Raw genomic sequence first — 19,963 nt, forward strand, 5'->3', positions numbered from 1 at the left:
AAGCGGAATCACGCCCGGATGTCGTTTTTTCACTCAAAAGGACCGGTTTCTGATGTTGTTTATCCTTAAAAAAACCGTGGGCGGCCTGCTGCTTCCCTTGCCGTTTATTTTGCTGATCATGGCCGTTGCGCTGGTGTTGCTGTGGATGACCCGCTGGCAGAAAACCGGAAAAGTTTGTTTTTCGCTGAGTTGGCTCCTGTTGCTACTGCTGAGCCTGCAACCTGTCGCTGACAGTCTGCTGCGACCTATAGAATCAGAATATCCGACGTATCAGCCACAGGCACATCCACCGGTGAAATATGTCGTGGTGCTGGGCGGCGGCTATACCTTCAATCCTGACTGGGCACCAAGTTCGAATTTGATCAGCAATAGCCTGCCACGCGTGGCAGAAGGGATCCGAATTTACCGCGCCAATCCGGGGGCAAAACTGATCTTTACCGGCGGCGCGGCGATGACCAATCCAGTCAGCAGCGCGGCGGTTGCGGGAAAAGTAGCAGAAAGTTTAGGCGTGCCTGAAAGCGACATCTTGCTACTAGATAAGCCGAAAGATACCCATGAGGAATCGCAGCAGGTCAAAATGTTGATCGGGCAACAGCCATTCGTGCTGGTTACATCGGCCAATCACCTGCCGCGCGCGATGATTTTCTTCCATCAGCAGGGTTTGTCACCGATACCCGCACCGGCGAACCAGTTGGCGATCGACTCCCCGCTCAATCCATGGGAGAAAACCTTGCCGCAGGCCTTGTATTTTTCCCACAGCGAGCGCGCATGGTATGAAACGCTAGGTCGTGGATGGCAATGGTTATCCGAACGCAAGGCTTCAGCAAATTGACTTAATTCAACCACGGCAGCAGCTGTTGCCGTGCGTAATCAAACTGCCGTCGATCAAGCTTACCGGTATGGATCAGGTGTGCTACTGATTCCCAGACCAGATACAGCCAGCGACGGGCAAGGAATGTTTCCGAAACGGGCGCTTTCTGCAAATAGCTGAACAGCAGTTGTTCACTCATGCCCTTTTCCCACAAACGGAACATATCAAACTCACGCGGCGCCCACAGTACGGTGCCGGGATTGATCATCGCCAATAGCTGATCGCTGCGCGGATCTTTGAGCATACTGCGCAGTGAAAGATTACCGTGAACCAGCACCGGTGTATCGTCAAAATCATCAAACATGGCATCCAGACACTGGCGTGATCGAAATAACAGCGTGCGATCCTCAGGCGTGAGTTCGGGGGCCTGTAAGTTCGACAACGTGGCCCATAACACTTCTACACGTTGCGGATACCAGTTTCCCCAACGGTTCTCCTGCGTACTGTCGACCGAACCCACGCAACCATGGCTGTCGATGCGGTGCCAGGCCAGCATCGCTTCCACGATTTGATCCTGCAACACCTGCCAGCGCTCAGGGGTTCGCGTAGGCGCTTCCGCCGAAACGCCCCGGAGGCGTTCGATCAGCAAAATTTCTTGATAGGGTTTCTGGTGTGTGGTCACCATGCCGTACACCGTCGGCACGCGCACCACGCCTTCGCGAGCCAGCATCGACAGTTTATAAGCCTCCTGACCAGCAATGCCCAGACAGGTAAAGCTTTTCGCCATCAGAGGCATGGCGTAGCCCTGCTCATCGTAAAGTGAAAAAAGATGGGCATAAGGCTGTTCACTGACGCACTCCAGGCGGGATAAACGCTCGCCCAGCACAATACTTAATTCGGCTTTTAGCTGTTCCATAACGTGTTCGCAGTGACGAAAAGAGTAACGGTTATGATGGAAGCTTCAATGCAGGAATACCCCGTTTCAGATCAAAAAAAAACCGGATAGTCGGGAGAGAAAGGGGAAGACATCACGCAAAAAGAAATGAAATTCATGTAAATCAGGAAAGGGTAAACGGAATGCGATGGCATCCCGTTTGAAAATCATCAGCGACTCAAGATTGCGCGCACGCGTTCTAAATCTTCCGGCGTATCCACCCCGACCGAAGGAATGGCCTTCGCAACGCCAACGTGGATTTTTTCACCGTACCATAGCACGCGCAGTTGCTCGAGAAGTTCGATATGTTCCAACTCGCTCGGCTCCCATCTAACGTACTGGCGAATAAACCCGGCGCGATAGGCGTAGATACCAATATGACGCAGGAATACATCGCCAATAGCCTCTTTTGATACCGCAAACCGCTCGCGTTCCCAGGGGATGGCTGCCCGGGAGAAATACATCGCGTAGCCTTGAGCATTGCGCACAACTTTGACAGCGTTTGGATTAAACGCTTCTTCGGCGGTTTCAATCGGCACGGCCAGTGTGGACATTCCCGCTTCGCTGTTGGCCAGATTTTCAGCCACCTGACGGATAATTACCGGCGGGATTAACGGTTCATCCCCTTGCACGTTAACAATAATTTCGTCATCGGCAAACTGGCATAATTCAATCACTTCGGCCAGACGCTCCGTCCCCGACTGATGATCCGCACGCGTCAGACACACTTCCCCCCCGGCAGCTTCAACAGCCTTCACGACTTCTGGGTGATCGGTAGCAACGATGACTCTCTTCGCGCCCGACTCTAACGCACGTTCCATAACGTGGACAACCATTGGTTTACCGTTGATATCCGCCAGAGGTTTACCCGGCAAACGGCTCGAGCCATAACGGGCGGGAATAATGGCAATAAAACTCATGGATGCGTCTCATCAACAGAAAGTGGGCGGGCCTCGTTTTCTAATAAAACAGGTATGCCATCCCGGACGGGATACGCAAGGCTGTCCGCTTTGCAGACCAGTTCCTGTGACTCTTTATTGAAATACAACTTTCCGTTGCACACAGGGCAGGCAACGATTTCAAGCAAACGGTGATCCATAAAATTCTCCCGGGGGCGAATACGCCCATTATCTATGTGGCGCAGCGCGAAAATGCATTGGAAAACACAATACGACGGTGCCAGAGAATAACATAACCGCCCGATCAGCGTTAATACCCACATCCCCAGGAAGAGGTAGAGAGAGATCGAAATGTAACGAGAAAATTTTCACGTTGTGAGGATTGCGTTACTGGCGGAGCCGGAGTAGAATTTTTTGTGAGCTGCATCACATAAATAACTTCCAATATGAGTCATCAAATGAAAACCATTAACAAAATCATCGCAATGTTCGCAAACTTCAGCAACTAACATTGCGTGACACCTGCAATCATCGTGAATCAACGGCTGCCTGACGCAGCCGTTTTGCTTTTTCACCCTATCGGCCAGCCTGTATTCCAGTAAGTGATTAACGATTCAGGAATTTTTCCGACTGTCACCTGCCGGGCCCCCTGCCATAACGCAAACCGATTCACAGCACCGGTGATATCCTGCACCCGTCGTGATGTGATTCTTGTACCTGGCTCCAGATGCAAACTTTTAACCTCAAGGATTTTTTCCTTACGATGCATTTTGGCGTCAACGCGGCCAATAAGTTCACCACGTTGCAGAATGGGTAAGCTGAAATAGCCATACTGGCGTTTCGCTTCTGGCGTGTAACACTCGATCCGATAGTCAAAATTGAACAGCGTCGATGCACGCTTGCGGTCCCACACAACGGGGTCAAAGGGTGATAAAAGCGTCGTTACGGTAGAGGAAATACCTGAATCCAGCGCCTGCTGTAACAGAGACCATTGTTGCTGATGCACATAAAAAACACCTTCCAGTCCGTCAACTTCAACGGGCGTAATGTCCTCATCCGCCAGCATCTGCGCGATTACCTTTTTAGTATCGACACGCTTAAGCCGGTAATAATCCGCCAGCCACTCCGCTTTGAATAAGCCGAGACATTGCGCAGAAAGCCTGAGCATTTGAAACTCTGCCTCTTCTTGCGTCAGTGACTGGGTCCCATCATCCCAGCCAGGCATAACACGTTCAGCCAGATCATAGACACGGTGAAAATTGCGCCGTTCAACGATCATCAGCTGGCCGGACGTGAACAGGGTTTCCAAATGCTTTTTATGCGGTTTCCAGTCCCACCAGCCGCTGTTTGGTTTTTTCCCGGCGCTGAAATCTGCTGATCGTACAGGACCATTCTCCGCAATATGGGCCAGTAATGCCTGAATATCCTGCTGATGTTCATCGAACCATGCCTGCGAGAATTTCCATCCCATTTTTTGCGGATTCAACATGCGATGGCGCAGCAGGCCGTAATCTTCGCTGGGGATAAAGCAGGCCTCATGCGCCCAGTATTCAAAAATCTTACCCGCTGACAACGCGTCTTCCAGCCACTGTGGTGAGTAATTGCCAAGCCGGCTGAACAACACCAGATATGGACTGCGGGCAACCACGCTTATTGTGTCGATCTGCAATAATCCCATAGTGCGGATTGCCTGCACAACATCGTCGGGGGACGGTTTTTTGATCCGAGGTTTATGAAGGTTTTGAGCAGACAAATGCAGGGTGCGGGCAGAAACGAGAGATATAACCGGGTGAGACATATCGGTATCCATGGCAGCAAATAAACTGTGGATACCGATAGCATATTTTTACCGGAGCGTAAAATTCAGCTCAACGGGGAACAACAAAATTCAGACTCAGAATGCGATAACGTCAGCCGCTGAAGGGCCGTGCGCTACACTGCGATACGTAGTGAATTCGACACGTTGACCGGCACTCAGGGATTTATTTTTGGTATTCGCAATGGAAGTACGCTGAACATAAATCTCAGAAGAACCGTCGAGAGGGCAAATAAAACCATAGCCTTTCGCCTGGTTGTACCATTTAACTAAACCCATTTTTAACATCATAATTTCTATCCTTTCTTTTGGGCATCCATGAACACACTTTTTTATTATTGTTCGGATGCGTTTGCCCATTTCTAAGTTTATTTTTTTATAAAAAACCTCTAATGAGCGAATATGTTTTAACGATTATTTTAACTAACTTTACGACTTATCTTCACGCCGTATGTCACTTTACAGGCATTAAAAACCCGCCGTCCGGCGGGCTTTGCTCTGCTGATATAAAAAAACGGGTAACGTTATTTCATATCATCACGTCAGCCTCTTATCAGAGAGCGATAACGTTAGCAGCAGCAGGACCACGCGGGCTATCCTGAATGGTGTATTCTACACGCTGACCTTCAGCCAGAGTTTTGAAACCATCGGTTGCGATTGCAGAGAAATGTACGAAGACATCTTTACCGCCATCAGTTTGCTCAATAAAACCAAAACCTTTGCTTTCATTGAACCACTTAACCTGACCCATTTTCTTAGACATTTTTAAAACCTTTTTACGAAATATAAAATCCTGCCATTTGGCAATGTTGGCCAATAGTTCAGACAATTACTTATGGGGAGGACTTAGAAGGTTCGTCTTGGAAGCGGAATCATCGGGAAAGAGATAACGTCTGGGAGGAACTGCTTTACTCTACACTCATACATAAATAGCGCTGCAACACAGGCTGCACGCATTAACTCACACTCATAAAACAATAGCAAGCGGCGTGCTGAAACAATTGTTATGATTCTCTGAATAAAGAGAATTACTCTTTATAAATCATGTAGTTTAAATTTTAAAAAATAGTCAGAAATTTAACAGAAAACATGATTCAAGCGAGTTTAAAGAAAATTAGTGGGATTTCTTAAGAATGAGATCAGTGATTTTTTGCAGTAATTCCTCAGCCATTCTACCCTGAATTTTTGCTTCAACGGGTAAATACCACCAGTTGGCCTGCGCAAAATCACGACATTTCACGGCATCTTTTTCAGTCATCAGAAGTGTTTGTTCCGACTGAGCTAATGCAGAAAGCTGCTCAACCTGATAGGCCTTATGGTCCGCAAAAGCGACCTCTTTTTGCAAACTCAGCCCCAATTGTTTCAGCGTAGCGAAAAAACGCGGTGGATGCCCTATCCCGGCCATTGCCACAACATTTCGCAATGCTGACGCATCGCGCTGTTCACCCGTCATCAGATTGACCGCTTTGCCAGGCTGCAAAATCATCGCCAGCTCACCTGTTTCTGCAATACCACCATTGGTAATGATGGCGTCCACGGAGCGCAGACGGGATGCACGTTCCCGCATAGGACCCGCTGGCAACCAGAGACCATTGCCAAAACGCCTCACACCATCCACGACGACAATTTCGACATCTCGCTTAAGTGCGTAATGCTGTAAACCGTCGTCGGTAATGATTACATCCAGTTCATTATCAGCAAGTAGCGCTTTAACCGCGTCAGAACGCAGCGGTGACACCGCAACCGGTGCCCCCGTCCGCTGATAAATCAGCACTGGCTCATCACCAGCCTGGGCTGTCGTCGTGGTTTCAGACAGCACAAGCGGATAGTGGGATGATTTTCCACCGTAACCGCGTGACACTACGCCAACGCGGAATCCATGCAGTTGCAGCGTTTCCACCAGCCAAATCACCACCGGTGTTTTACCGTTACCTCCGGCAGTCAGATTACCGACTACCACAACGGGCACAGGTGCCCGCCAGCTTTTTTTTAGCCCTGATTTATAGCTGTAACGGAGGATCGTAGCGATCAGTCCATACAACCATGAAAGTGGCAGAAGTAACCAGTAAAGCGGTGACTGACCTGACCAGATGCGCTCAATCATTGGCCAAACTGCATCCGATAAAGCTGCGAGTAAACGCCACGCTCTTCCAGCAGAACCGTATGCGAGCCACGTTCAACAATGCGTCCGTCTTCGATCACCAGAATTTCATCGGCTTTTTCAATGGTCGATAAGCGATGCGCAATCACCAGTGAGGTACGGTTTTTCTGCAACTCATCAAGAGCGGCCTGAATTGCACGCTCGGATTCTGTATCCAGCGCCGAGGTCGCTTCATCGAGGATGAGGACTGGCGAATCACGCAGCAATGCGCGGGCAATAGCAATACGCTGACGTTGACCGCCGGAAAGCAGCACACCATTTTCGCCGATCACCGTATCCAGCCCCTGATCCATCTTGCTGATGAAGTCCATCGCATACGCCATAGTCGCCGCTTTTTCGATTTCTTCGCGAGAATAGATGTCAGTACGGGCGTAAGCGATGTTATTGGCGATGGTATCGTTGAACAGGTGGACATTCTGGGAGACCAGCGCCACCTGATCGCGCAGTGAAGACAATGTGTATTCACGCAAATCATGGCCATCCATCAGAATTTGCCCTTCCTGAATATCGTAGAAACGCGTCAGCAGGTTTGCGATGGTCGATTTACCCGAACCAGATCGCCCAACCAGTGCTACGGTTTTTCCTTCAGGCAAGCTGAAAGAAATCTCACGCAGTGCAGGAATGTCGCGGCCAGGGTAAGTGAAGGTCACATTTTTGAATTCAACATCCCCTTTAGCGCGTTTCACTTCGAGTTTGCCTTCATCTTTCTCCTGCTCCATATCCAGAATAGAAAACAGAGTCTGACAGGCAGCCATACCACGCTGGAACTGGGAGTTCACGTTAGTCAGGGATTTCAGCGGACGCATCAGGGCGATCATCGATGAGAACACTACGGTGATCGTACCGGCACTCAGCGTTTCCATCACGGAAGGGAAGCTTGCGGCATAGAGCACGAATGCCAGAGCCAGAGAAGCGATCAGCTGAATGATAGGGTCTGAAATCGAAGAAGCAGAGACCATACGCATACCTTGCTGACGCATACGATTACTGACTTTATCAAAGCGCTGAGTTTCGACTTTCTGACCACCAAAAATAAGCACTTCTTTATGGCCTTTCAGCATCTGTTCGGCGCTGGTCGTAACTTGCCCCATGGTGTTCTGCATGGATTTACTGATGTTACGAAAACGTTTTGACACCACGCGTATAACAACAGAAACGATCGGCGCAATCACCAGCAGGATCACTGACAGCTGCCAGCTGTAGTAGAACATCATGATGAACAGCCCGATAATCGACGCCCCTTCGCGCACCACGGTAACCAGTGCGCTGGAGGAAGACGAAGCAACCTGCTCGGAGTCGTAAGTAATACGCGAGAGCAAGGTACCGGTAGACTGTTGATCAAAGAAAGCGACAGGCATTCTCATCATATGGCCGAACAGGCGGCGACGCATATGCATGACCACTTTGCCTGAAACCCATGAGATGCAGTAACTTGAAATATATCCGCTGACCCCACGCACAATCATCAGGCCGATAACGACCAGCGGCATCCAAAGTAAAATTGAGCGGTCGGCTTTACCAAACCCGTCATCAAGCAGTGGCTTCAGCAAGGACAGCATGAATGTATCACTGGCGGCGTTAGCGACCAGTGCAATAGCCGCAGCAATCAGCCCGGCCTTAAAAGGGGTGATCATCGGCCATAAGCGACGGAATGTCTGCCACGTGGAGAGATCTTTATCGTTCATCATGCAATATCAACCAGCATCGAAAGAAATAGCGGTCTATTCTACTCATTATCTTCAGATACTCCAAACCGGTGGTGGTACCAACGGGGGATTAATTGCTCACGTAAGCCCTTAATTGCCCAATAATCATCATAAATGAAGATACTCAGCTGACCTGATACCGAGGTCGAGTGCCAGTCATAGCGGGCTTTGTTGTATCTGCTAACAACTTTATGCGCCGGAAGATGCCATTTATTAAAACGCGCTGCCGATACTATCGCCATTGCCGGCTGAACGGCCCGCAGGAATGGGGGGGAAGAGGAGGTATTGCTGCCGTGATGTGGTACCTGAAGCCAGGTGGACTGTAACCCCTTTCGTTCCTTTTTGATTAACGCCTTTTCGGTGCCGGCCTCAATATCACCCGTCAGCAGCAGACTGAATGTGCCGTCATCAACGCGAATGACACAACTGTCATCATTACGTGCATCCGTCGTCGGCTTCAACGGCCACAAAATGTTGAAGTTCAGTCCTTGCCATCGCCAGTGTTCTCCAGCAATACAAGGTAGATGACCCGCAGAGAGGGAACTGTCGCGCAGGCTCGCTTTCGGATACATCGCCTGTAAAATTTCGAGCCCTCCCCGGTGATCCATATCATCGTGGCTGATGATTATCTGCTCTAAACGGATATTCCTCCAGCGTAGCAGTGGCGCGATATTTTGCTCTGCCGCCGAGCCCCCTTCCCAGCGGTTGCCGGTATCGTAAAGAATTCCTCTGCCATTTTTGCTGATAAGCACCGATAGCCCGTGCCCGACATCCAGCATATCTACCCGCCAGCGCTCAGGTGCCATGCGAGTGACCCAACACAGAGAGACCACGCATAATGAAATCAGCAACGACAAGCGATGCCTGATGTCGCTGAGTCGCCATAAGAGAACTGCCAACCAGCCTGAGAAACTGATTAGCAAGAAGCTTCCCCCCAGTGTAAACCAGTTCTCGGAAAAGGATTTAACGCCCCAGATCGCCAGGCTAAGGGTGTGATCTGCCATTTTCCAGAAGATGCTTTGCATCCCTGACATCCAGCCAGTAGGGAATAAATTTAAGAGTAAAACCATCAGGACTATCGGCACAGTCACCATCGAAACAATCGGAACAGCCCACATGTTTGCCAGAAATGATGAGGGATTCAGGCCATGAAAAATCGAGACTTGTAAGGGTAACAGAAGCAGAGTTATACCCACCTGAAGATGTCCCCAACGTAAGAAAGACCAATACCATGCATGCTGAAAAGGCGCAGATAACGGCATCCATTGAAACCAGAAAACCAGAGACGCTACGGCAAAGCAAGACAACCAGAAACTGTCCGACAGAATATTCATCGGGTCAGCCAGTAACAACAACGCGACGCCCCATAACCAGACTTGCCACGGATGGCAACTTATACGAAAAAACCTCAGTACAATCCACAGCGAGACTGCCAGCGCGGCGCGTAATGCGGGGGCATTACAACCAGATAGCCAGGTATATGTCAGCAGAAATATCTCACTGACCAGTAACGGGTAGCGGTAATCAATCAGCCTTACTGGCAGAAAAAACTGCATTCCCCGCGCCAGCCACCAGCCAAACAAGGCGGCAATACCAATGTGAAGGCCTGAAATCGCCACGAGATGAGCGATGCCGGTTCTTTGCAGTAAAAGCTTTTCATCGCCATTAATTAACCCCTTTTCACCAAACGCCAAGGCGATAAGCACCGGCGTATTCGCCAGTTCAGGCATTGCAGCTTGTACGCGATGGATGAATTGCTGGCGGAACGTGCTCCCTCCCTCCAGCACTACGCCTCGCCGGATCGTCGCCGTCAGTGGTGCATGCTGCGCCAGCGCCCAGCGTTGTGCATCAAATCCCCCTTCATTCAACAGGCCGTGGACAGGACGAAAACTGGCGTTCAATTTCCACTCCTGTCCCGCTGAGAGGGGCGTTTCCGCTCCTTCCCATTTCGCACGAAATAGAACCGCCGGGAATATGTGCTTCCCACCTACCTTTTCAATTTTGAAAAACTGAGATGTCGCACTGCCCTGCCCCAGATTAATAGTTTGCACGCTGGCGACGACTTCACGATTGGCACCCGCAAGCGTGAGCGTCTGCTCAAGCAGGCTACTGCCTTGCATGCTGGCCCAGACGAAACTCAGTAAAGCGATCATCACCAGTCTGATTATCTTTCTGCGTGAGCCCCACAGAATCCATGCGATAAAGCACATCGCCGTAAGCCACTGCATTGAGGGAAGTTGAGCAATAAATACCAGCGGAGTCATACCCACAACGACCGCGACAGCGACCTCGTCCAATGAGATTTTGATGGCGTTCCCTCTACGTTCATCATTCGACCACCCTGGTCAGATTCTGGCTGGAGTATGGTATTGAGATGAACAGGGGACAAGAAGAAGAACGACGGAATGCGGGACGTTACGCAAATAAGGGGGAGAAATTGAGAAATAAATTTGGATAATTTAAACCAAAAAAAACGGCGCCTTGAAAGGCACCGTTTTAGCATTCGCTATAGGCAGTCATTCACGATTCAGGCCGAAACCTTAACCATAAATGTTCGCGCGATCACGCAGCTCTTTGCCCGGTTTGAAGTGAGGGACATACTTGCCATCCAGCTCAACTTTGTCGCCAGTTTTAGGGTTGCGCCCAACACGCGGAGCACGGTAGTGAAGAGAAAAACTGCCAAACCCACGGATCTCGATGCGTTCACCATCAGCCAAGGTTGCAGCCATATGTTCAAGCATCTCTTTCACTGCATCCTCAACGGCTTTCGCCGGGATATGAGAGTGCTGGCCAGCAAGTCTTTCAATAAGTTCAGACTTGGTCATATTACCTCCAAGCTTTGCAGCTAAACTACCGTATCGGGGCGGCAGAACCGCCCCCCGTCATTACTCGCCTTTTGCCGCTTTGAACGCTTCAGCCATAGCGTTAGAGAAGTTGCTTTCTTCTGCTGGTTTGTTGTTAACCACAGCGATTGCATCTTTCTCGTCTGCTTCGTCCTTAGCACGGACGGACAGGCTTACTACGCGGTTCTTACGATCAACACCGGTGAATTTAGCTTCAACTTCATCACCAACGCTCAGAACCAGAGTTGCGTCTTCAATACGGTCGCGAGAAGCTTCTGAAGCGCGCAGGTAACCTTCTACGCCGCCAGCTAATTCAACTGTAGCACCTTTGGCGTCAACTGCAGTGACTTTACCAGTAACAATAGTACCTTTCTTGTTAACAGACAGGTAGTTATTGAATGGATCTTCAGCCAGTTGCTTCACGCCCAGGGAGATACGTTCACGTTCTGCGTCAACCTGCAGGACCACAGCTGCGATTTCGTCGCCTTTTTTGTATTCACGCACTGCTTCTTCGCCTGCAACGTTCCAGGAGATGTCAGACAGGTGAACCAGGCCGTCGATGCCGCCGTCCAGACCGATGAAGATACCGAAGTCAGTGATTGACTTGATTTTACCTTCAACACGGTCGTTCTTGTTGTGGGTTTCTGCAAACAGCTGCCATGGGTTAGATTTGCATTGTTTCAGGCCCAGGGAGATACGACGACGTTCTTCGTCGATGTCCAGAACCATAACTTCAACAACATCACCCACGTTAACAACTTTAGATGGGTGGATGTTTTTGTTAGTCCAATCCATTTCAGAAACGTGAACCAGACCTTCAACGCCTTCTTCGATTTCTACGAAGCAGCCGTAATCAGTCAGGTTGGTAACGCGACCAGTCAGTTTAGTACCTTCTGGATAACGTTTAGCGATAGCGACCCATGGATCTTCGCCCAGCTGTTTCAAGCCAAGGGAAACACGAGTACGTTCACGGTCAAATTTCAGAACTTTAACAGTGATTTCGTCGCCCACGTTGACGATTTCGCTTGGGTGTTTAACACGTTTCCAAGCCATGTCAGTGATGTGCAACAGGCCATCAACGCCGCCCAGATCAACGAATGCACCGTAGTCAGTGAGGTTCTTAACGATACCTTTAACTTCCATGCCTTCCTGCAGGTTTTCCAGCAGTTGATCGCGCTCTGCGCTGTTCTCAGACTCAATTACTGCACGACGGGAAACAACAACGTTGTTGCGTTTCTGGTCCAGTTTGATGACTTTGAACTCAAGATCTTTGCCTTCGAGATGCAGCGTGTCGCGAACAGGACGAACGTCTACCAGGGAACCTGGCAGGAACGCGCGGATACCGTTCAGCTCAACAGTGAAACCGCCTTTAACTTTACCGTTGATAACACCGGTAACAGTTGCAGATTCTTCGTAAGCTTTTTCCAGCGTGATCCAAGCTTCATGACGTTTAGCTTTTTCACGGGACAGCAGAGTTTCACCGAAGCCGTCTTCGACAGCGTCCAGCGCAACATCAACTTCGTCGCCAACCTGGATTTCCAGTTCGCCCTGTGCGTTTTTGAATTGTTCTGCCGGGATTGCAGACTCAGATTTCAGACCGGCGTCAACCAGTACGATATCTTTGTCGATGGACACAACAACACCACGAACGATGGAACCAGGACGGGTTTCGATTGTTTTTAAGGATTCTTCAAAGAGTTGAGCAAAAGATTCAGTCATGTTGTTAATCTTTAGGTTCTTAAGTTTAACGTCCATCTGGCGTCCTGCTGGATGGGGTTGTTTCAAATGCCCCGCTACAGATCCTTGCGGCGAGGTTAAAAAAAACTATAGCCAAAACTGGCACTGAATAGACTCCAGCACCAGATTACGGCTCGATTACCGGGTTTGTTTTTGCGGTAACCCTAGAATTTCTGTGGCGTAAGCCAACGCTTTTTCGATGACTTCATCGATGGACATACTGGTTGAATCCAGTAATAACGCATCGGAAGCAGCCACTAAAGGCGCAATGGATCGATTACGATCCCGATCATCGCGTTCTTTGATCTCGGCTAAAAGCCTTTCAAAGTTAACACTAAAGCCCTTTTCCTGCAACTGTAGCATTCTTCTGTTGGCACGCTCTTCGGAACTGGCGTCGAGAAATATTTTCACCGGTGCATCGGGGAATACCACAGTACCCATATCTCGTCCGTCTGCAATCAGGCCCGGCGCCTCACGAAATGCGCGTTGGCGACGCAGTAACGCTTCGCGGACACGAGGGAAAGCGGCCGCCTGCGACGCGGTATTGCCTACCGTTTCGGTGCGGATTTCATTGCTGACATCCTCACCTTCTAAAATTACTTGTAACTGCCCATCCTGAGCGACAAAACGCACGTCGAGATGTGCGGCCAGCGGAACTAACGCCTCTTCTGAGACGATATCAACCTGATGATGCAGTGCAGCCAGCGCTAAAACGCGGTAAATGGCACCAGAATCGAGCAGATGCCAGTTAAAGGCTTCGGCCAACGCTTTACACAACGTACCTTTACCTGCACCACTTGGCCCATCAACGGTGATTACCGGGGCTAAAGCCGTCATTTTTGTCTCCTTTCGGTGGGTGATACCCGCTTCATTAGCCTGAGAGGACTAATTCAGGAGCGGCATTATACGCTGCCTTTGCGGTAACTGTTACCCCACATTGACCAGTTGTCTAAAAAGCGGACGGTTCTCAAAGAGAATAAGCAAAAAAAAACGGACATCAAGGATGTCCGCTGCATTGACCCACATAGTTATAGACTATGCCAGCGTACTTATTGCCGCGAGACGTTCAAAATAATCAGGGAACGTTTTCGCCGTACATTTCGGATCAAGGATGGTAACCGGCGTATCGGAAAGCGCGACCAGCGAGAAACACATCGCCATGCGATGATCGTTATACGTGCCAATCTCTGCAAATTTAAGGGATTGCGGCGGTTCTATACGAATATAATCTTCACCCTCTTCCACTGTCGCCCCAACTTTCCGCAGCTCCGTCGCCATCGCCGCGAGACGATCAGTTTCTTTTACACGCCAGTTATAAATGTTGCGAAGTCTCGTTGGACCTTGTGCGAACAGCGCCGCCGTGGCGATGGTCATGGCTGCATCAGGGATATGGTTCATGTCCATGTCGATGCCTTTCAGCTCACCGCGAGTGCATTCGATATAATCATCAGCCCAGTGGATTTTTGCGCCCATTTTTTCCAAAACGTCAGCAAAGCGAATATCACCCTGCATACTGTTTTTACCGATACCGGTGACGCGAACGGTGCCGCCCTTGATCGCCGCCGCAGCCAGGAAGTAGGACGCGGAAGACGCATCCCCTTCCACAAGATAAGCACCCGGCGAAACGTACTGCTGTTTACCGGTGATGCGAAACTGCTGGTATTGATGATTTTCGACTTCAATTCCGAAGGTCTTCATCAGGTTCAGGGTGATGTCGATATAAGGCTTAGAAACCAGTTCACCCTTGATCTGAATTGTGGTGTCATTTTCAGCCAAAGGCGCGGTCATCAATAAAGCAGTAAGGAACTGACTGGATACGCTGCCATCCACGCTGACCTCACCGCCGGTAAAGCCACCGCGCAGGCGCAGCGGCGGATAATCTTCCTGCTCGAGATAATCAATTTGCGCGCCGCCCTGACGGAGGGCATCAACCAGATGGCCAATCGGACGCTCTTTCATGCGCGGTTCGCCGGTAAGTACGACGTCCTGCTCGCCCAGACATAATGCAGCAGCCAGAGGACGCATCGCAGTGCCCGCATTTCCGAGGAACAATTCCAGCCCTTTAGCATTGGAAAAAGCCGTGCCCAGACCGTCGATTTCACACTCAGTGCGGGAAGCAGACAGGCGATGCGCAACACCCAGCTGCGTCAGCGCATTGAGCATATGGCGCACATCGTCGCTGTCGAGCAGGTTAGTCAGGCGGGTAGTACCCTGTGCAAAAGCAGCCAGTAGAAGCGCACGGTTAGAAACACTCTTTGAGCCGGGTAAGTTGATGCTACCGTTAACCAATGCAACGGGTTGTAATGTCAGGGATTCCACTCTTTCTCCAATTCTTCATTTCATAAAATGACCCCGGATTGTAAATCGGGGTCATTTTTAAGGCTTCTTACAAAAGCATTTTGCTTGCCCGAAAGCCAGCCCGCTTAGCCGTGGCGTTTTTCGAACTCCGCCATAAAGTCGGTCAGAGCCTTCACACCTTCGAGAGGCATCGCATTATAAATAGATGCGCGCATACCGCCAGCTACACGATGGCCTTTCAGTGCATGCAGGCCGGCTGCCTGCGCCTGCTCCAGGAATAAATTGTCCAGAGAAGCATCCGCCATCTGGAATGGCACGTTCATCCAAGAACGGTTAGCCGCGGCAACAGGGTTACGGTAGAAACCGGTGCGGTCGATGGCGCCGTACAGTAATTCGGCCTTCGCCTGATTACGTTTTTCCATTTCACGCAGGCCGCCCTGCTCTTTGAGCCATTTGAAGACCATACCAGACAGATACCATGCAAACGTCGGCGGGGTGTTGAACATAGAATCGTTATCGGCCAGCACGGTGTAATCAAGGATGGAAGGCAACTCAGTGCGCGCTTTACCCAGCAGATCTTCACGGACGATCACCAGGGTCAGGCCGGCAGGACCGATATTTTTCTGCGCGCCGGCGTAAATCACACCAAAGCGGCTCACATCGATCGGGCGGGACAGGATGCAGGAGGAGTAATCAGCAACCACAATTTTGTCACCGAAATCAGGCATTTCATCGATAGCTACGCCGTCGATAGTCTCATTCGGGCAGTAATGAACATAGGCAGAATCTGGACTCAGCTTCCACTCGCTCATGGGTAAAATGCCGCGTTTGCCGTCAATCGTGGTGGTGACGTCAATGACATTGGGCGTGCAGTATTTTTGGGCTTCTTTTACTGCGCTGTGCGCCCAGTAACCGCCATCAATGTAATCTGCGGTCGATTTATCACCCAGAAGATTCATCGGCACTGCGGCAAACTGCGCACGCGCGCCGCCATGGCAGAAGAGAACTTTATAGTTCGACGGAATATTCAGCAGGTCACGAATATCCTTTTCGGACTCTTCGGCTACCTGGATAAATTCCTTACTGCGGTGACTGATTTCCATCACCGAAGTACCCAACCCGTGCCAGTTACAAAGTTCCTGTTCCGCACGACGCAATACTTCTGCCGGGATCATTGCCGGGCCTGCACTAAAATTATAAACCTGAGTCATTTCCCCTCACCACTTCTCTGAGACAGCCACATAGTAACCATTAATTTACCGGTTTTATCATCCGAGACAAGCAGTCTGCAACGGTTATTGATGACGACCTGATAATCAACGATGAGATCTGGGTCACAAGGTTCTTTCCTCCCTGGAAAGCTGATTTAACAGGATTATCTGTTCACACGCGCACCGTGTTCAGCGCCCTGACCCACGTAAGATTCTGACCACGTGGACAGACTGCCTTTTCACCCACTTTGAGCTCTTTCACCCGGCTACACAGATAGTAGAAAAACAGTCGCTTATCGGATGCCTCCTTATAGACAGGCTTAGCGCGTTACAACGCGATTACATTCTTAACACGAATACGTGGAGGTACGTCGTAAAACCCCGTATCATTGCGCGTTTTTAGCACGCTCAAAAGTGAACTCAATGACGCAAACTTTTATTCCTGGTAAAGACGCGGCGCTGGAAGACTCCATTTCCCGCTTCCAACAAAAACTCACCGATCTCGGTTTTAACATCGAAGAAGCTTCCTGGCTGAACCCGGTTCCGCACGTCTGGTCCGTGCATATCCGAGATCGCGACTGTCCGCTGTGTTTCACCAACGGTAAAGGTGCGAGCAAGAAGGCCGCTCTGGCGTCTGCGTTGGGTGAATATTTTGAGCGTCTGTCGACAAACTATTTCTTCGCCGATTTCTATCTGGGTAAAGAAATTGCCAATAGTGATTTCGTTCATTATCCGAACGAAAAATGGTTCCCGATTGCCGAAGACAACGCGCTGCCGGAAGGCATTCTGGATGAGCGCCTGCATGAGTTTTACGATGCCGACAAAGAGCTGGTAGCCAGCGATCTGGTCGATCTGCAATCGGGCAATCCCGATCGCGGAATCTGCGCCCTGCCGTTCACCCGTCAGTCTGATCTGCAAACTGTGTACATTCCGATGAACATCATCAGCAACCTGTATGTCTCCAACGGGATGTCGGCCGGTAACACCGCCAACGAGGCTCGTGTGCAGGGTCTGTCAGAAGTCTTCGAGCGTTACGTTAAAAACCGCATCATTGCAGAATCTATCAGCCTGCCTGAAATTCCTGCCGACGTGCTGGCGCGTTACCCGGGCGTGGTGGAAGCTATTGCGAAACTGGAAGAAGAAGGTTTCCCGATCCTCTCTTATGACGCCTCACTGGGCGGCAACTATCCGGTCATTTGCGTAGTTCTGTTCAACCCGGCCAACGGTACCTGTTTCGCCTCATTTGGCGCGCACCCTGATTTCGGCGTGGCGCTCGAGCGTACTGTGACCGAATTACTGCAGGGCCGCAGCCTGAAAGATCTGGATGTGTTCACCCCGCCGACCTTCGACGACGAAGAAGTTGCCGAACACGCTAACCTCGAAACGCACTTCATCGATTCAAGCGGTTTGATTTCGTGGGATATGTTTAAACAAGACGCAGACTATCCGTTTGCTGACTGGAGCTTCAGCGGATCGACCGAAGAAGAGTTCGCCACGCTGATGGCCATCTTCGATAAAGAAGGTGCTGAAGTATACATTGCCGATTACGAGCATCTGGACGTTTATGCCTGCCGCATCATCGTTCCGGGCATGTCTGATATTTATCCGGCGGAAGATTTACTGCTGGCCAATAACAGCATGGGCGCACACCTGCGCGAGCAGCTTCTGGCACTGCCGGACAGCGATTTGCCGAAAGAAACCTATCTCGAGATGATAACTCAGCTTGATGATGAAGGTTTGGATGACTTCACCCGCGTGCGCGAGTTGCTGGGTATCGCCAGCGGTAAAGATAACGGCTGGTACACTTTGCGCGTTGGCGAGCTGAAATCAATGCTTGCACTGGCGGGCGGTGATTTCGATCAGGCACTGACCTGGGCGGAATGGGCACATGAGTTTAACTCATCGGTCTACAGCGACGAACGCAACAACTATTATCGTTGTCTGCAAACCTTGCTTCAGCTTTCGCTGGAAGAAGATCGCGAACCGGCTCAGTACTACAATGCCTTCGTGAAAATGTACGGTCAGAAAGCGGTGGAAGATGCTTCTGCGGCAATTAGCGGCGAAGTGCGTTTCCACAGCCTGTTTGCGGTTGATCCAGATCTTAAAGCGCTGCCAGCCCATCAGGCCTTACTCGGCGCCTACGAGAAGTTACAGGTGGCAAAGCGTCGTCACTGGTCCAAGGCCTGATTATTACCGCACGATGACAAATCTGAACCGGCAGACATTTCTGCCGGTTTTATTATCTGCCTTTCTCGCCTGCTGCTTTTATCAGGGATCTAAGGTTTGACTCAGCTAAGGAAATGGCGTGTAATTTCGCGCTAAATAACGATGAATGGCCTTTTTCGGGCGTTAATAGCCGCAAAAACCGACAACGTTAATTATGTGTAATGAAATCGAACTGAAATAAATGATAATAATTAACAGGCAATCATTTTCATTCACTTATTAATAAAAATATTTTAAGTATCTATCAACTTTTTTTGTAAAATTTAAAATGTTTTTAATTTAATAATTTCAACAAGTTACCCAACAAAGCACCCATTCAGTAGTAGCCTATAAACCACTAAAATTCTCCCCTTATGATCCACGTCAATTTTTACGTTATACTGCTTTGCTAGTATCTCGTTGCGCAGTGCATAGCCCTGAATAAGAGAGTTAATGTGAAAGCTGACAACCCCTTCGATCTTATATTACCCGCCGCTACAGCTAAAGTTGCTGAAGATGCCGGCGTTTATAAAGCCACCAAACAGCCGTTAAAAACGTTCTTTTTAGCCATTACTGCTGGCGTCTTTATTTCTATCGCCTTTGCTTTTTATATCACTTCCACCACTGGCACCGGGACCGTTCCATTCGGCCTGGCAAAACTCGTCGGGGGCATTTGCTTCTCATTGGGTCTGATGCTGGTCGTCGTGTGTGGTGCAGACCTGTTCACTTCCACTGTGCTGATTGTTATTGCTAAAGCCAGCGGACGTATCACCTGGGGACAACTGGCACGCAACTGGGCCAATGTCTATGTTGGCAACCTGATCGGCGCACTGTTCTTTGTTGCCCTGATTTGGTTCTCCGGTGAATACATGGTCGATAACGGTTTGTGGGGACTGAACGTTCTGCAAACAGCCGACCATAAGATGCATCACACCTTTATCGAAGCCGTTTGCCTTGGGATTTTGGCTAACCTGATGGTTTGCCTGGCTGTCTGGATGAGTTACTCCGGCCGCAGCCTGATGGATAAAATGTTTGCCATGATTTTGCCGGTCGCCATGTTTGTCGCCAGCGGTTTCGAGCACAGCATCGCCAACATGTTCATGATCCCCTTAGGTATCGTCATTAAGAACTTTGCAACACCCGAATTCTGGCAAGCTGTCGGTACAACGCCGGCACAGTTCGCAGAATTAAACATCAGTAACTTTATCATCGACAACCTCATCCCTGTGACCATAGGTAACATCATTGGGGGTGGTTTGCTGGTAGGGTTAACGTACTGGGTCATATATCTTCGCGATGAGAAAAATCACTGATTCAACGTGGATCTCGTTACGACAGTTTT

Annotated in this window: 17 protein-coding genes; 3 read left to right on the forward strand and 14 right to left on the reverse strand. The window is 49.9% G+C overall.

The genetic code is table 11. From position 1 onward, the window contains the following. Window positions 1–52: 52 nt before the first annotated feature. Window positions 53–832, forward strand: coding sequence for an envelope biogenesis factor ElyC (elyC, locus tag AC0Z7K_RS01840; protein ID WP_485612522.1), 780 nt, complete (start codon window positions 53–55; stop codon window positions 830–832). Window position 833: 1 nt separating this feature from the next. On the opposite strand, the gene AC0Z7K_RS01845 is transcribed toward elyC, so the two are convergent. The 14 genes from AC0Z7K_RS01845 to serC form a co-directional block, all read right to left on the reverse strand. Beyond that, on the reverse strand, window positions 834–1,727 hold the full coding sequence (locus AC0Z7K_RS01845) for a YcbJ family phosphotransferase (RefSeq protein WP_413528439.1): 894 nt from the start codon (window positions 1,725–1,727) through the stop codon (window positions 834–836). A gap of 188 nt (window positions 1,728–1,915) precedes the next feature. Further along, window positions 1,916–2,665: a 3-deoxy-manno-octulosonate cytidylyltransferase gene (gene kdsB, locus AC0Z7K_RS01850; protein ID WP_485612524.1), complete on the reverse strand. Its 750-nt coding sequence runs from the start codon at window positions 2,663–2,665 to the stop codon at window positions 1,916–1,918. Then, complete coding sequence (locus AC0Z7K_RS01855; RefSeq protein ID WP_056771818.1) at window positions 2,662–2,844, reverse strand: Trm112 family protein; 183 nt, start codon at window positions 2,842–2,844, stop codon at window positions 2,662–2,664. Before AC0Z7K_RS01855 ends, kdsB begins: the two co-directional genes overlap by 4 nt. Window positions 2,845–3,215: 371 nt before the next feature. Then, window positions 3,216–4,442: a winged helix-turn-helix domain-containing protein gene (locus tag AC0Z7K_RS01860; protein WP_485612526.1), complete on the reverse strand. Its 1,227-nt coding sequence runs from the start codon at window positions 4,440–4,442 to the stop codon at window positions 3,216–3,218. Between the two features lie 96 nt (window positions 4,443–4,538). Further along, window positions 4,539–4,751, reverse strand: coding sequence for a cold-shock protein (locus tag AC0Z7K_RS01865; protein WP_413528436.1), 213 nt, complete (start codon window positions 4,749–4,751; stop codon window positions 4,539–4,541). Window positions 4,752–5,013: 262 nt separating this feature from the next. Further along, window positions 5,014–5,223: a transcription antiterminator/RNA stability regulator CspE gene (cspE, locus tag AC0Z7K_RS01870; RefSeq protein WP_218521340.1), complete on the reverse strand. Its 210-nt coding sequence runs from the start codon at window positions 5,221–5,223 to the stop codon at window positions 5,014–5,016. A gap of 351 nt (window positions 5,224–5,574) precedes the next feature. Continuing rightward, window positions 5,575–6,564, reverse strand: coding sequence for a tetraacyldisaccharide 4'-kinase (lpxK, locus tag AC0Z7K_RS01875; RefSeq protein WP_485612529.1), 990 nt, complete (start codon window positions 6,562–6,564; stop codon window positions 5,575–5,577). After that, complete coding sequence (gene msbA / locus AC0Z7K_RS01880) at window positions 6,561–8,309, reverse strand: lipid A ABC transporter ATP-binding protein/permease MsbA (protein ID WP_485612530.1); 1,749 nt, start codon at window positions 8,307–8,309, stop codon at window positions 6,561–6,563. The genes lpxK and msbA overlap by 4 nt, the downstream gene beginning before the upstream one ends. Before the next feature lie 38 nt (window positions 8,310–8,347). Further along, window positions 8,348–10,591, reverse strand: coding sequence for a DNA internalization-related competence protein ComEC/Rec2 (locus tag AC0Z7K_RS01885; protein ID WP_485612532.1), 2,244 nt, complete (start codon window positions 10,589–10,591; stop codon window positions 8,348–8,350). A 276-nt stretch (window positions 10,592–10,867) separates the two neighbouring features. After that, window positions 10,868–11,152: an integration host factor subunit beta gene (gene ihfB / locus AC0Z7K_RS01890; RefSeq protein ID WP_013574835.1), complete on the reverse strand. Its 285-nt coding sequence runs from the start codon at window positions 11,150–11,152 to the stop codon at window positions 10,868–10,870. A gap of 60 nt (window positions 11,153–11,212) precedes the next feature. Beyond that, window positions 11,213–12,925 (reverse strand): 30S ribosomal protein S1, encoded by a 1,713-nt coding sequence (gene rpsA / locus AC0Z7K_RS01895; RefSeq protein WP_056769263.1) that lies wholly within the window; start codon window positions 12,923–12,925, stop codon window positions 11,213–11,215. Window positions 12,926–13,045: 120 nt separating this feature from the next. Then, window positions 13,046–13,744, reverse strand: coding sequence for a (d)CMP kinase (gene cmk, locus AC0Z7K_RS01900; RefSeq protein WP_112166358.1), 699 nt, complete (start codon window positions 13,742–13,744; stop codon window positions 13,046–13,048). Between the two features lie 198 nt (window positions 13,745–13,942). Continuing rightward, complete coding sequence (gene aroA, locus AC0Z7K_RS01905; RefSeq protein WP_485612533.1) at window positions 13,943–15,226, reverse strand: 3-phosphoshikimate 1-carboxyvinyltransferase; 1,284 nt, start codon at window positions 15,224–15,226, stop codon at window positions 13,943–13,945. A gap of 104 nt (window positions 15,227–15,330) precedes the next feature. Further along, a complete protein-coding gene (serC, locus tag AC0Z7K_RS01910; protein ID WP_485612535.1) occupies window positions 15,331–16,416 on the reverse strand; it encodes a 3-phosphoserine/phosphohydroxythreonine transaminase in 1,086 nt (361 codons plus the stop codon). A 423-nt stretch (window positions 16,417–16,839) separates the two neighbouring features. Here serC and ycaO point away from each other — a divergent pair, with 423 nt between their 5' ends. Both ycaO and focA read left to right on the forward strand, forming a co-directional pair. After that, on the forward strand, window positions 16,840–18,603 hold the full coding sequence (ycaO, locus tag AC0Z7K_RS01915) for a 30S ribosomal protein S12 methylthiotransferase accessory factor YcaO (RefSeq protein WP_485612536.1): 1,764 nt from the start codon (window positions 16,840–16,842) through the stop codon (window positions 18,601–18,603). Window positions 18,604–19,076: 473 nt separating this feature from the next. Next, the gene (gene focA / locus AC0Z7K_RS01920) at window positions 19,077–19,934 is read left to right on the forward strand and encodes a formate transporter FocA (protein WP_413528429.1); all 858 of its coding nucleotides are present in this window, start codon (window positions 19,077–19,079) and stop codon (window positions 19,932–19,934) included. Window positions 19,935–19,963: the final 29 nt, after the last annotated feature.

This window comes from Rahnella sp. 1L-D-7-B-C2 (assembly GCF_057290995.1).